The 14,584-nt window shown below is 43.5% G+C and carries 12 protein-coding genes; 10 read left to right on the top strand and 2 right to left on the bottom strand.

Annotated elements, in window-relative coordinates; translation table 11 throughout:
- Positions 1-25 precede the first annotated feature (25 nt).
- The gene (gene ade, locus EA408_08455) at positions 26-1,657 is read left to right on the top strand and encodes an adenine deaminase (protein ID TVR71665.1); all 1,632 of its coding nucleotides are present in this window, start codon (positions 26-28) and stop codon (positions 1,655-1,657) included.
- Positions 1,658-1,669: 12 nt separating this feature from the next.
- Positions 1,670-3,487, top strand: coding sequence for an excinuclease ABC subunit UvrC (gene uvrC / locus EA408_08450; protein ID TVR71664.1), 1,818 nt, complete (start codon positions 1,670-1,672; stop codon positions 3,485-3,487).
- 75 nt (positions 3,488-3,562) lie between these two features.
- Here uvrC and EA408_08445 read toward each other — a convergent pair whose 3' ends face one another.
- A complete protein-coding gene (locus EA408_08445) occupies positions 3,563-4,534 on the bottom strand; it encodes a polyprenyl synthetase family protein (GenBank protein TVR71663.1) in 972 nt (323 codons plus the stop codon).
- A gap of 215 nt (positions 4,535-4,749) precedes the next feature.
- On the opposite strand from EA408_08445, the gene EA408_08440 reads away from it, so the two are divergent.
- A complete protein-coding gene (locus tag EA408_08440; protein ID TVR71662.1) occupies positions 4,750-5,046 on the top strand; it encodes a transcriptional regulator in 297 nt (98 codons plus the stop codon).
- Between the two features lie 103 nt (positions 5,047-5,149).
- Here EA408_08440 and EA408_08435 read toward each other — a convergent pair whose 3' ends face one another.
- Positions 5,150-6,790 carry a S41 family peptidase gene (locus tag EA408_08435; GenBank protein ID TVR71661.1) on the bottom strand — a complete coding sequence of 547 codons (1,641 nt, stop codon included), beginning with the start codon at positions 6,788-6,790 and terminating at the stop codon, positions 5,150-5,152.
- Positions 6,791-7,203: 413 nt separating this feature from the next.
- Between EA408_08435 and EA408_08430 the strand changes: the two genes are divergently transcribed.
- The 7 genes from EA408_08430 to EA408_08400 all read left to right on the top strand — a co-directional run bounded on the left by EA408_08430 (position 7,204) and on the right by EA408_08400 (position 14,558).
- Complete coding sequence (locus tag EA408_08430; GenBank protein TVR71660.1) at positions 7,204-8,157, top strand: radical SAM protein; 954 nt, start codon at positions 7,204-7,206, stop codon at positions 8,155-8,157.
- Positions 8,158-8,253: 96 nt separating this feature from the next.
- Positions 8,254-8,706 carry a GNAT family N-acetyltransferase gene (locus EA408_08425; GenBank protein ID TVR71659.1) on the top strand — a complete coding sequence of 151 codons (453 nt, stop codon included), beginning with the start codon at positions 8,254-8,256 and terminating at the stop codon, positions 8,704-8,706.
- Positions 8,707-8,746: 40 nt separating this feature from the next.
- Entirely contained in the window at positions 8,747-9,868 is a 1,122-nt protein-coding gene (locus tag EA408_08420) for a glycosyltransferase (GenBank protein ID TVR71658.1), read from the top strand.
- Positions 9,869-9,972: 104 nt separating this feature from the next.
- Entirely contained in the window at positions 9,973-11,361 is a 1,389-nt protein-coding gene (locus EA408_08415; GenBank protein TVR71657.1) for an alpha-L-fucosidase, read from the top strand.
- 45 nt (positions 11,362-11,406) lie between these two features.
- Positions 11,407-12,768 carry an oxidoreductase gene (locus EA408_08410; protein TVR71656.1) on the top strand — a complete coding sequence of 454 codons (1,362 nt, stop codon included), beginning with the start codon at positions 11,407-11,409 and terminating at the stop codon, positions 12,766-12,768.
- A gap of 188 nt (positions 12,769-12,956) precedes the next feature.
- Positions 12,957-13,442, top strand: coding sequence for an RNA polymerase sigma factor (locus tag EA408_08405; GenBank protein TVR71655.1), 486 nt, complete (start codon positions 12,957-12,959; stop codon positions 13,440-13,442).
- Positions 13,443-13,469: 27 nt separating this feature from the next.
- Positions 13,470-14,558 (top strand): hypothetical protein, encoded by a 1,089-nt coding sequence (locus EA408_08400; protein TVR71654.1) that lies wholly within the window; start codon positions 13,470-13,472, stop codon positions 14,556-14,558.
- Positions 14,559-14,584: the final 26 nt, after the last annotated feature.

Genomic DNA, 14,584 nt, shown 5'->3' with positions numbered 1-14,584 from the left:
AAAAAAGATTAATAATTACTTCTGAATGGATAAAAAAATCGAAGGGAATATTGTAGATGTGTTGAATGAAAAGATTTATCCTGCAGAAATCATAATTGCAGGCGGGAAAATCATTGGTATTAATGGCACCTCGAAAAATTACGATCGGTATTTGATGCCTGGATTTGTAGATTCTCACATTCATATTGAAAGTTCAATGCTAACCCCCGCGCAATTCGCTTGTCTTGCTGTTAAGCACGGAACTGTAGGGGTGGTTTCTGATCCTCATGAGATAGCCAATGTTGCTGGAAAAGATGGGATAGACTTCATGATCAGGAACAGTGAAACTGTACCTTTAAAATTCTTTTTCGGCGCTCCTTCATGTGTACCTGCAACCGGGTTTGAAACTTCGGGTGCAATTCTTAATTCACAGAGTGTCTCCGATCTTCTTAAACGAAGGGATATTTGGTTTCTTTCTGAGGTTATGAATTTTCCCGGTGTTTTGAATGAAGACCCCGAAGTTTTAAGTAAAATAGGGGCCTCCCATAGTTTGAATAAACCTGTTGATGGTCATGCTCCCGGACTAAGGGGTAAACAACTGAAAAAATATATTAAGGCTGGTATCAGTACTGATCATGAATGTCTGACGTATGAAGAAGCTGTAGAGAAAATCAGGGCCGGGATGATTATACAGGTAAGGGAAGGCAGTGCTGCCAGAGGGTTTGATGTTTTTAGCAGATTGTTTGATGAATTTCCAGGATCAGTTATGATGTGTTCGGATGACATGCATCCGGATGATCTAATGGAAGGACATATAAATAAGATTGTTAGCCGGGGTGTCAAAAAGGGGATTGACCTTTTCAGGATGCTGCGGGCGGCAACAGTCAATCCGGTCTTTCATTATGGTTTACCGGTAGGATTGCTAAGGGTAGGTGACCCGGCCGATATGATAGCTATTAATAGTCTTGAGGATTTTATTGTATCTGATAGCTGGATTAATGGTGAGCTTGTGTATAGTGATGGAAGGGTTAATTTCAATGCATCTGAGATTAATATTGATTTTCCGTTTCGTAAAAGGCATATTGACATTGATGATCTGAAAGTTGTGGCCAGGGGTGGGAATATAAAAGTGATAACGGCCTTCGACGGCCAGCTGTTTACCGGGTCGTGTATTGAAAGAGCAAATTTAATTGAGGGAATAGCAGCTGCTGATCCTGAAAAAGATATATGTAAAATAGTTGTTGTTAACAGGTACAGGGATATTCCTCCGGCGGCTGCCTTCATCAGGGGATTTGGTCTGAATAGAGGAGCTATTGCAGGATCTGTTTCCCATGACAGTCATAACATTATTGCTGTTGGAGCAAGCGATGAAGAGATTGCTGCAGCCATAAACAGAATCATTGATATGCGGGGAGGTCTGGTTGCTTTAGCCGACGGACGGAGTGAAGAATTAAGTCTCGAGGTTGGTGGTTTGATGACTAATTCCTATGGTTCCGATGTATCTGAAAAATACAGGTCTGTAGAGAGGTTTGCTAAGGAAATGGGTTCAACTCTTAAATCACCTTTTATGACGTTATCATTTATGGCCCTGCTGGTTATACCAGAGCTAAAAATCAGTGACAAGGGACTTTTCGATGTGTCTGAGTTCTCTTATACTGATCTGTTTTGCGATACCTGAATGTTGAATTTTATGGACAACCCTGAAAAAAAACAGCTGATCAAGACTGCAGCCAATTTGCCTGCACTACCGGGTGTTTATCTTTTCAGAGATTCAAATGGGAAGGTTATATACGCCGGGAAGGCAAAAAATCTTAAAAAACGGGTAGGGTCTTACTTTTCCAGAAAGCAATTCGACAATAATAAGCTGCGTGTGCTTGTCAAGCAAATCCGTTCGATCGACCACATTGTGGTAGATTCAGAATCAGATGCCCTTCTTCTCGAAAATAACCTGATAAAAGAGTATAAACCAAGATATAATGTTCTTTTAAAAGATGATAAATCTTATCCATATATATGTATAAAAAACGAGTCCTTTCCGCGGGTATTTTCTACACGCAATCCTGTAAGAGACGGATCTGACTGGTTCGGGCCATATACCTCTTTACATATGGTAAGAACTGTTCTTGAAATGATCAGGCAGTTATACCCCCTCAGAACATGTAATTACAATTTGTCTGAAGTAAATATAAAATCGGGGAAATTCAGGGTTTGCCTGGAATTTCATATTGGTAACTGTTTGGGGCCTTGCGAAGGCAAACAGCAAGCAGCAGATTATGAACGGAATATTTCGCAGATAAGAGATATACTTAAAGGAAACATCAGGGGCGTAAGGGAGTTTCTTATGAAACGCATGAGATTACTTGCCGGATCCCACGCTTTTGAAGACGCGCAGCTGATCAAGGAAAAACTTGATGTTATTGAAAAGTACCAGAGCAAATCAACCGTAGTCAATCCGGCAATGCGTGATCTGGATGTCTTTTCTTTTATAGATGCTGGTAATATTGCAGTTTCAAACTTCCTCAAGGTTGTTGATGGCGCGGTTGTCCAGTCACGTACAATTGAGATCAGGAAAGTGTTTGGTGAGGATAAGGCTGATCTGCTGGCGCTGGTAATGGCTGAGATCAGGAGCGGACAATTCACTCCTGCACGTGAGGTTATAACACCATTTCCTGTGAATGCCGGATTCCCGGGTGTGAAGTTTACAATTCCCCGAAAGGGAGATAAAAAAAAACTGCTTGATCTTTCAACCAGGAATGCCGGACTTTATATCAAAGAAAAGGAGAGAAGATTGTCTGAACAGAAAAGGGAAGAGCCATCTGAAAGGATTCTGAAACAGGCAAAGGAAGATCTGGGGCTTGACCGTATGCCTGTTTATATCGAGTGTTTTGATAATTCAAACATCCAGGGCACCAGTCCGGTTTCTGCGTGTGTGGTATTCAGAAATGGCCGTCCGAGCAAGGGTGAATACCGTCACTATAATATAAATACCGTGAAGGGCCCCGACGATTATGCTTCAATGTCTGAGGTTGTCGGACGCCGTTACAGACGCCTTAAGGATGAAGATAAAGATTTTCCGGATCTTGTTGTTATCGATGGAGGGAAGGCCCAGCTTGGCGCTGCAATGGTTGCCCTGAGAAATATCGGGTTAGACGAAAAGATAAGGGTAATTGCTATTGCCAAGAGACTTGAGGAGATATTCTTTCCGGGTGATCCTGTTCCTCTTTATCTCGACAAAACCTCCTCGACACTCAGACTTATACAGCATCTTCGGAATGAGGCACACAGGTTCAGCCTTATGTTCCACCGGCAGAAACGTTCATCGGTATTTGCCAGATCAGTTCTTGAATCTGTTCCCGGACTTGGAAAGCGAACAGTAGAGAAACTATATGACCATTTCAAAAACTGGGATGCCATCGCAGCTGCTTCAGAAGTTGAGATATCGGCCGTAATCGGACAAGCAAGGGCACGTAAACTAGCTGAATATATGACAGATAGAGAAGAAGGGTGAAAGTAAAGATCCTGTGCGAGATTGTATGATACATAATATCAAGCAGATATGGAATGAATAACTGCCTCTTTCTTGCTAGTTTTTTCGTTCGGTGATGTAAATGGCAAGATCAGTCAATGACTTTTTGGCTTCATTATCAGGAAAGCTGATAAGTGATTCAATTGCCTTGACCTTGTGTTCTTCCATTATTGCCGTCGCATATTCAATGCCGTTTTTACTGATCACAAAATCTATGATTTTATCAATTTTCTGCGAATTGTTCCTGTTATTTCTGATAAGATTGATAATTTTTCTTTTTTCATTTCCCGGGGCAATGGATAAAGCGTGTATGAGGGGAAGCGTTAATTTTTTCTCTTTTATGTCATTTGCAGCAGGCTTCCCTGTGATCCCCTTCTTCTGGTAATCAAAGAGATCATCTTTTATCTGGAAGGCTATTCCCGCATGTGCAGAATATTGACGCAGCATTTCAACCTCATTGCCGGGAGCGTTGACAGAACTTGCTCCTGCAGCGGTGCATGCGATCATAAGTGTTGCGGTCTTTTTTCTTATGATCTCAAAATATTCACTTTCTGTAATATCAAGTTTCCGGGATTTTTTTATCTGGTACAATTCCCCTTCACTCATCTCCTTAACGGCTTGTGATATTATTTCAAGAACACGGTATTCCTTGTTCTCAACCGCCAGGAGCAATCCCCGTGAAAGAAGGTAATCACCCACCAAAACGGAAATCTTTGTTTTCCAGATAGCATAAAGGGAAAAGAAGCCTCTTCTTTCATAAGAATCATCTACAACATCATCGTGAATAAGTGTTGCCGTATGCAGTAACTCTATCATTGCAGCGGCTGTAAAAGTTGACTTGTTTGGCTTGCCGGTTAACTTTGCCGACAGAAGTACAAGCATCGGGCGAAGCTGCTTTCCCTTCCTCCTCAGGATATGGTTCGTGATAGGGTCAAGCAGCGGAATATCTGTTTTGACAGTTGATCTGAAGAATTTTTCGAATTCCTTCATTTCACTGCTTACCGGTGCCATTATGTTTGTTAGGCTCATGGTTATCAATTTGCTGTAAAAATAGCAATTTAAAGGATCATTGGCCCTATAGCGGGCCGGATCAATTGCAGGTCATTCTGATAATTATCATGTTTCCACATGAGACGTATTTATATATTTGCATATTACTAATTAACGGTGAATAACAGGTCCCCCTTAACCGCTGCTGTCTTTAACCGGTCTTAACTTTCACTTTAACTTTAAATGATAATGTCATGCAAATAAGCGAATTAAATGTCGAGAAGCTTGAAAAGGCTGCCAATATGCTTAAGGCTATTGCACATCCGATGAGAATTGCAATCCTGAAATACCTGGAGGACGGCAAAAGACTGACTGTCACGCAAATACACGAGCTTCTCGAGATTGAGCAATCTACAACATCACATCACCTGGGTATTCTTAAAGACAAAGGAGTGCTCTCTTCAAAACGTGAAGGCAAGAATACCTATTATTATCTGAAGCATCAGAATCTCACGCAGATAGTAGACTGTCTTAACCGTTGTTGCGACTGATGGTGCTTAAGCATTTATGAAACAATTTAACAGCCCCGTGTGAGGGTAGACCGTAAATATGTCATCTTTTTCATCAGCGGGCAGGCTGAACCTGAGCCCTGAACTATCTGGAAGCAACAACAGACCCCCCGAGTATCGAGTCGTATAACTGTTTGTTCTGCAGGATGTCCAAAGCTTTATCGATGTACGGATCACCTTTTAGGCTTGCTTCAACCCGCCCCTTCTGATAATAATACCTGCTTACAATTTCCTCTTCGAGCAATCTTTTTATTTCCTTGCGATAGAGTTTAAAATCGCGGGTTTTGTCAAGCTTGATTCTTTCTTTAAGCTCATTAAAAAGGCTTTCAGAATGTTCATAGTAGTTTTCCCGTTTTGCTGTGCTTACAAGTTGCCTGAAATTCGCTTCTGTCTGCGTCTGGTATTCGAATCGGTTCTGGTCCAGGTATTCCAAAAAATCCTGGTAATCATCATCAGAAAGAACAAAATCCCTTGCAGACGGTATTTCCGGATTTCTTGATGCGTAGAGAGTTGCATAATTAAATATGTGATTCTGTGTATAAAGATTTACAAGTATAGCAGATGGCCTCTCTTCTTCTATCAGTATGTCGGGCATTATCCCTCCACCATCATAAACAACCCGTCCGTTTTTTGTCCTGAATTCATTTATAAGTGAGTCGGGTATGGCAGCTGAAGCGCCATCGTCTGAAAAATTCATTGCCTGTATGGATCTTCCGCTGGGCGTATAGTATTTCGCTGTTGTGATCTTTAATTGAGCATCATAGCTGAGCTGACGGGTTGTCTGGATAAGTCCCTTACCGAATGTCCGCTGACCTACCACAACACCTCTGTCAAGATCCTGCATGGCGCCTGCAACGATTTCGGCAGCCGAGGCTGAACTGCGTGCTGTAAGCACGACCAGCGGGATTTCTGTATCTGCGGGGTTGTTCCGGGCCCTGTATGTTTGATCCCATTGCCTTACCTTTCCCTTTGTGCTCACTATCTCTTCTCCTTTATCCACAAAAAGATTGGAGACACTGACTGCCTCCATAAGCAATCCGCCCGGGTTGCCTCGTACGTCAAGAATGAGCGATGTGATTTCACTCTCTTTTTTTAATCTGTCCAATGCTTCTCGCACTTCCCGGTGCGCATTTTCTGTGAATCCGTTAAGCTGGATATATCCGACTCCATCAGTTACTGTCCCTGCCCATGTGACATTGTTTATCTTGATCTCCTCTCTGGTCAGTTCTTTTGTAACAAGGCTGTTCTCAGATTCTCGTTTTACGGTAATTGATATATTGCTTCCCGGCTGGCCCTTAAGCATTTCACTTACTTCATTTACAAGCCTTCCTTTTACAGATACCCCGTTAATCTCAATAATTATATCTCCTGACCTGAGACCTGATTTCTGCGCAGGAAAATTCTCGTATGGTTCGATTATCACAACATGGTCTCCCACTTGTCTGATCAGGGCGCCAACACCTCCGTACCTGCCGGTGGTCATGGTGGCAAAGTTCTCTTTTTCAGATTCAGGAATATAGGTTGTATAGGGATCCAGACCATCAAGAACTCCTGAAATACCTCTTTCAATGAGCACTTCGGGATCTGTTTCATCAACATAGAATATGCTGATTTCCCTGATCATTGAGAAAAAGATATCCATGTTCCGTGCAAGGCGGAAATCCCGCGTTGCCGATACTGTAAGCAGGCCTGCGGTTATGATCAGTATAGTTGCAAATACCGGCAATAACCTCAGGTTTTTAAATGATTTGCTAAATTTGTTCACAGTTGTGTTGTTTAGTTAACCAAATTTTAAAAAATGTAAAGTGTAAAATTAACTGTTTTTTACCAACGGTTTATATACCGGCATATTATAGGGATAGATCAAAAGCCTGCCTGGAAATAAAAGTATGAAGGGCCGTTGTAATCAATTAATTTGCCGGCACAGGGAGAACAAAGGGCCGTGTTGCAATTTTCAAAGGGTATCTGCCGTTAAAAAATAAATAAAATTATCCTATTATGGACAGATTCAAATCAGGCCGCAGGGAGTTTTGCAGAAAGATGGCATCGTTATCATGTGCCGGACTGTTGCCCATGCCTGCCATGGCAGCTTGTTTTTCAGGAAACTCCGGCAGTGATAATGAAAAATCAGGGACTGTAATGAACCCAAAAAACAATTTTGAAAACGGTGAATTTGAGCCGGGATACCTTAAACTTCACCGGACGGGTGAACTTAAAGCCAGGGCTGAAGTTATGTGGGATATGATGGCTGCCTGCCGGCTCTGTCCCCGCCAGTGCGAGAATGACAGGCTGAGGGGCCAGAAGGGCGATTATTGCAATGCAACTTCAAGGCTGGAAGTCGCATCCTTCAGTCCCCACTTTGGTGAAGAGCGCCCGCTTGTAGGCAGGAACGGTTCGGGAACGGTTTTCTTTACTCATTGCGGTCTTCTTTGTGTGTTTTGCATTAACTGGGAGATCAGCCAGGGAGGTGCAGGACATAGGGTAAGCGTAGGCAGGCTGGCGAATATGATGCTTTCGCTTCAGCGGATGGGGTGTCATAACATCAATGTTGTTACACCTACACATTACGCACCTCATATACTTCTTGCACTTGACGAAGCAGCATCAAAAGGACTTAATCTGCCTCTTGTATACAATACGCACGGGTGGGAGCGACTGGAGATACTTTATATGCTCGACGGGATTGTTGATATTTATCTTGCTGATTTTAAATACTTTGATCCTGAGATGGCAGATAAATACTCTCCCGGTGCCGAATCATACCCTGAAGTTACGAAAAAGGCATTGATCGAGATGAACAGGCAGGTTGGTGTTGCCGGGCAGACAACAAACGACGGTATCATGCAGAGAGGCCTGATGGTAAGACACCTGGTTATGCCCAATAATGTAGGTGGATCTGAGCAGGTAATGAACTGGATTGGGGAGAATCTCCCGAAAGACACCTATATCAACATAATGTCGCAGTACCGTCCAATGTACAAGGCCGGGGATTATCCCGGGATCAGCCGGAGAATAACGACAGGGGAGTACCGTAATGCTGTTAACGCCGCCAGGCGTGCGGGACTTACAAATTTAGACATTCAGGGAGCCTGACGAACTTTATCTTTTTGGTCATAAGCCCTTTGCTTTATTAATTAATTTCTTCATATTGCATACTGATTTCTCGGATAGGCTTAATGTCAGTATAGTATGATTGTAGTAAGGAAAGCGAAGGAGGGTGACAGCAGAATAATTGAATCTTTTCAGATCCTTTTGGCCAGGGAAACGGAACAACTTGAGCTTGATCCTGCAGATGTGGAGCAGGGAGTGAAAGCTGTATTCTCAGATCCCGGTAAAGGTTGTTACTATGTAGCCGAATTCGATGGAAATATAGCCGGGTCACTTCTTATCACCTATGAATGGAGTGACTGGAGGAACCGCACAATTTTATGGATACAATCCGTTTATGTGGTTCAGCAACATCGTAATAAACGCTTATTTAGTCATTTATACGAACATATTAAACAAAGGGTTGAAGATGATCCCGGACTGGGCGGGATTAGATTGTATGTAGATATTACCAACAAAAAGGCAATGCAGGTATACCGACATTTCGGGATGGACAGTGAACATTATCAGCTGTTTGAGTGGATCCCTCAGTAACCGGCAGAACCTGTTTCAATGGTGTTATTTTGAACTGCCTATGACCGTATTGTGGATAACTGCGGTAATACTTGCAAGTCTCTATCTTTTACTGATCGGGATTTTCTTTTCCGGATGGGTCCGGATGCCTGCTGTTTCTATGGGGAGCCCTGTATCCACGGGTAAAGTTTCTGTAATAATTCCTGTAAGAAATGAAGAGCTGAACATTGTTTCACTGATAAATTCCCTGAAGGATCAGGACTACCCGCAGAACCTTATGGAGATCATGATTATTGATGATCACTCAACTGATCTTACCTTTGAGATGGTTATGTCTTTTGCAAAAAAATTCAGGAACATCCGTTATCTGAGGCTTGGAGATGGTGTGGAAGGTAAAAAGAATGCACTTATCAAGGGAGTCTCAATGGCCCGTTATCCGCTTGTGCTCACTACCGACGCCGACTGCATTCCGTCACCCGGCTGGGTAAAAGCAATGGCCGGTAAACTCTGCAGCTCTGGTGCTGACCTGGTTTCCGGTCCGGTGCTGATGGATGGCCCGGATACTTTCTTTTCAATATTTCAAAGACTTGAATTTCTCAGTCTTACCGGCTCAACTGCCGGGTCGATCGCAGCTGGTAAGGGAGTTATGTGCAGTTCTGCCAACCTTGCATTTAAAAGGGATGCCTATATTGAAGTTAAGGAAGGGATTCGTAGGGATATTGCTTCAGGCGATGATGTCTTTCTGCTTATGGCCATGCAAAGTAAGGGAGATAAAAAAATCTCCTTTCTGAAAGACCGCAATGCAATCGTTCGTATTGTCACGATTGATACAATGGAGGAGTTTTTTAAGCAAAGGCGAAGGTGGACTTCGAAAAGCCGTTATTACAGGAATCCTGCATCAGTGTTTACTGCGCTGCTTGTATTCCTTGTGAATTTTTTGGCTGCGGCATGTATATTGGTTTCTCCCGTTTTCCCGCAGCTATTGCTGACGGCCTGTTTTATAATTGCAGTAAAATCTGTTATTGATTTTCCGTTTCTTCTATCAGTTTCCCGGTTTTTCGGGCAGCAGAATCTCATGAAATATTTTCCGGTAGTGCAGCTTCTCTATTTATTTTATATTAGTTTTACTGTTATCACCTCCTTTTATGCAGTATTTGACTGGAAAGGAAGGCTTGTTAAGTAACTGGAATGACAAAACAGATAATAAACCCGGAAACTCTGCTGGCATAATTCTTTAATCGTTGTAAAAAACCGATCAGTTATTTTAAATAATTTAAAACTTAGTATATGGTGCGTTCAATTCTGTTATTCATTGTTGTGACAATTTGTTGTGCCTCATACTCACAGGAGAGATATGAAGCCAACTGGGAATCGATAAACAGCCGCCCTGTCCCGGAGTGGTTCTCTGATGCCAAATTCGGTATCTTCCTTCATTGGGGTCTCTACTCAGTTCCGGCATGGGGTCCGGTTGACGGTTCTGTTTATGAAAAGTATGCTGAGTGGTACTGGCGGCGCATGATGCAGCCTGAAACCAGTGCGGGGGCCAAGTTCAGGGATTTCCACGATAGTGTTTACGGGGATAAATTCATGTACCAGGATTTTGTAAGTGGTTTCAGGGCTGAAATGTTTGATCCTGATCAGTGGGCTTCGATCTTTTCCGATGCAGGTGCAAAATACGTTGTCCTGACTTCAAAGCATCATGAGGGGTTTGCCCTGTGGCCAAGCAAACATTCCTGGAACTGGAACTCATGGGATGTTGGCCCTCATCGTGACCTGGCAGGGGATTTGAGTGAGGCTGTTAAAGGGCATGGATTACGGATGGGTTTTTACTTTTCCCTCTATGAATGGTTTAATCCGCTATATCATGAAAATGTTGAAAAATATGTCGACCAGCATATGCTTCCGCAGATGAAGGACCTCGTTACTCGTTATGAACCTGATATTTTCTGGCCCGATGGTGAATGGGACCATCCAAGTGAAACCTGGAGAAGCACTGAATTTCTGGCATGGCTTTACAACGATTCTCCTGCAAGGTCTGATGTAGTTGTAAATGACCGTTGGGGAAGTGAAACGAGAAGCAGGCATGGGGGCTTTTATACAACCGAGTATGATCTGATCCACGATCAGGTTATCAGTGGAGATGTAATCACCCATCCATGGGAGGAAACAAGGGGAATTGGAGGTTCTTTCGGTTACAACAGGAACGAATCTCTTGATGACTATGAAAGTTCGGAGTTCCTTATACATTACCTGGTCGATAAGGTTGCACGCGGAGGCAACCTCCTGCTTAACGTCGGGCCCACTGCTGACGGCAGGATACCGGTGATCCAGCAGCAAAGACTCCGGGATATTGGTGACTGGCTCAGGATTAACGGCGAGGGGATCTATGGCACCCGTACCTGGGAAGATGCCCCTGTTATTGATGCACAAACAACAAGCTATTTTACAAGAAAAGGCAGCGATCTTTTTCTTATAGTTACAAAATGGAGTGATAATGATATAATTGTGAGTGGAATTGGTGCTCCGTCAGGTGTACGCATGCTTGGTTATGAAGGGAAGATTGATTTTTCCGTCACCAGCACGGGTATAACCATAACTCCACCCTCACTCTCTCCTGGTTTAAATCCTTCACCCTACGCATGGGTATATAAAATTTCTAATGCACTAAAACTTTAAGTTATGTTGAACATTACACTATTTAAAAAGATTTTATTGGTAATCATGGTATCAGTACTCACAAGTTCCTGCGGACCCAGGGAAGAACGGGTCTTTACAGGTGCACCAGGCGAAGTTGAATTGATCACTGTTGCACCCGGACACTTCCATGCATATTTGGTTCAGAAGGATATGTACGATCAGGTGAACCCGACAGTTCATGTTTATGCTCCTGAAAGTCCGGAGGTTGTACAGCATCTGGCTATGATAGAGAACTACAACACCCGTGCAGAAAATCCCACTTCATGGGATCAGGTTGTATATACAGGAAGCGACTACCTCGAAAGGATGCTTAGGGAAAGACCGGGAAATGTAGTGGTGTTGGCCGGGAATAACCAACTAAAGACTAATTATATAATGAATTCAGTTGATGCAGGACTGAATGTATTGTCAGATAAGCCGATGGCAATCAATAAGAAGAACTTTAACCTTCTTGTTGAGGCATTCGAAACGGCCGGGAAGAATAATGTACTTCTTTATGATATAATGACAGAGAGATACGAAATTACCAGCATTCTTCAAAAGGAGATCATGCGCCTTCCCGGTGTCTTCGGATTGCTCGAAAAGGGCAGTCCGCAAAACCCAGCTGTAATCAAGGAAAGCGTACACCATTTTTTCAAATATGTTTCAGGTCAGGTCCTTCGTCGTCCGCCATGGTTTTTTGATGTCAACCAGCAGGGCGATGGTATTGTTGATGTAACAACACATCTTGTTGACCTGATCCAGTGGTCTTGTTTCCACGGGGTCATAATCGACTATGAGAATGATGTGGAAATGCTTTCGGCAAGCAGATGGCCCACAGGCCTTGAAGCTGAACAGTTTGAGAGGGTTACAGGTGTAGAGGCTTTTCCTGACTATCTTGAAGAGTACATTGACAGTGATGGAATTCTTCAGGTATACGCAAACGGCGAAATGGATTATGTTCTCAACGGGGTTCACGCCCGCGTAATTGTAAAGTGGGATTACAGCGCACCTGAGGGAGCAGGTGATACACACTATTCCCTTACCAGGGGAACCAATGCCAGTTTGATCATAAAACAGGGTGAGGAGCAGGATTACAAGCCGGTATTGTATATAAGGCCTGCCGGGCATATTGAAATGGATGATTTTGAGGAAATCCTTGCTGAAGAGTTTACTGCAGTGCAGGAGAAATATCCGGGAATTGAGCTTGAAAGGATTGATGATTCCTGGAAGGTTAATGTGCCTGATGTATATGATGTTGGGCATGAAGCCCATTTTGCCAGTGTAACCCGGAAATACCTCCGCTTTCTGGTTGACGGCAGGATGCCGGAATGGGAAGTTCCGAACATGATAGCCAAGTATTACATTACTACAAGTGCGCTTGAAATGGCAAGACAGTCTGATTGAGCACACTGGTCCGGCAAGTATGACCGGTGCATTCCGGTAAGGGCTCTTATGCAGGCCCTGTGACCGTGGGTTTACTCTCTGTCAGTTATCATGTCAGGGGCGGCACCGGAAGAGGGATGGAATTTTTTCATGCCTGGTGTAACTTTTCCCCCTGCAATGTCGTCACATAATTAAAATTTCTCCGGTAAATGGGAATAGATGCTTTCAACAGGTGTGTGGATGAGCACTCAGATGCCTTGTTCAGGTTTATCCTTAAGAACATAAGAGATGAGGAGAAGGCACGCGATATAGTGCAGGATTCCTTTGAAAAAGTGTGGCAGAAAATCGATACAATTCTGCCGGGGAAAATGAAATCATACCTTTTTTCAACAGCATATCATACTATGATAGATGCAATACGGAAAGAGAAATCCCGGGTTAATTTCGAAAATATCAGGGAGGAAATGTATTCAGATAACGGTCAGTACACCGATTTGAATGAAGTCTTGCATGAAGCTGTAACAAAACTGCCTGCAGTACAAAGGTCCGTTATAATGCTCAGGGATTATGAAGGGTATTCTTATGAAGAGATTGCCGGCATAACCGGACTCAGCGAATCACAGGTAAAGGTTTATATCTATCGCGGCAGGGTGTTTTTGAAAAAGTATATTGGCAGGATGGAGGTTCTGATTTAGTGCGCGGATCATCAATATATAATTAATATGCAGCTCAACAGAAAAAATTACGAAGCTTACCTTCTCGATATGGCAGAGGGAAAGCTTACCAGGGAAGAGGAGGAATTGCTTATGCAGTTCCTTGAGGCGAATCCCGGTCTTGAAGCTGATACCGATCTGGCCGGTATTACTCTTGAAGCTCCCTCTGTTGAATTCATCAGGAAAGAGGATCTTAAAAAGGGAGGTCTGGCTGCAAAGGTAACCCACGGGAACTTTGAGCAGTTTTGCATAGCTGCAGCAGAGGGTGATCTTGATGAAGATTCGCTTGATGCACTGAAAGGGTTCCTTGAGGGCAACCCTGAATATATTAAGGATGCAAAGTTATTCGAACTGCTAAAACTTAAACCTGATAAGTCTGTTATATTCAAGTACAAGAAGAGTATCCTCAAACATGCATTGCCGCACAAGAAAGGTGCCGGGCATATAAGAAGGCTCTTGTACCGTTCAGTTTCAATTGCTGCTACAATAGCAATCCTTATATCGGCCGGGTTTTTTGCCGGTCATCTGTTCAGGAACGATACTCCCGCATTGGCCCCGGAAAGAAGAATGGCATCGTGGCCTGCTGAAAGAGTCCGCTCTGAAGAAATAATATTTGAAAATGTAAGAATCATACCTGCAGACCATGAGATATTATTAACTCAGCAAATAGTTGAATCTGAGTTGTCAGAGGCGCCTTCAGAAGAAATTCACTTTTCACGCGAACTGTTCACCATTGCACCTCTTACCGTTCGTTCGCAGGGCCCGGTTTTGCTTAAGCACAGCCAGCCGGCAGAGAACCATCCTGATCTCGCCGGGCTGTACACTCCTTCTTTTGTTTTTGACGGCCGGGAAGCGGCAGCAACGGGTTCTTTGGTCAGCAGGCTGACAAACCTGGTTGCCCGGGTTGCCGATGATGAGGTAAAGGAGAGGCTTACATTCTGGGATGTTGCAGATGCCGGAGTGAAAGGCATAAACTCCATTACCGGGACTGAAATGCGGCTTGAAAGGGAACTTGACCCTGACGGGCAAGTTGTTTCCCTTGCATTCAACTCACGGCTAGTGGCATTCGAGCGGACAGTTTCAGTTAATCATGATTAGCTGTAACAAAAAAGGCAGTCTTTACG

This window comes from Marinilabiliales bacterium (genome assembly GCA_007695015.1).
In the GTDB taxonomy this organism is placed as follows: domain Bacteria; phylum Bacteroidota; class Bacteroidia; order Bacteroidales; family PUMT01; genus PXAP01.
The sequence above is the reverse complement of the archived record's forward strand: the minus strand, read 5'-3'. Positions and strand labels throughout refer to the sequence as shown.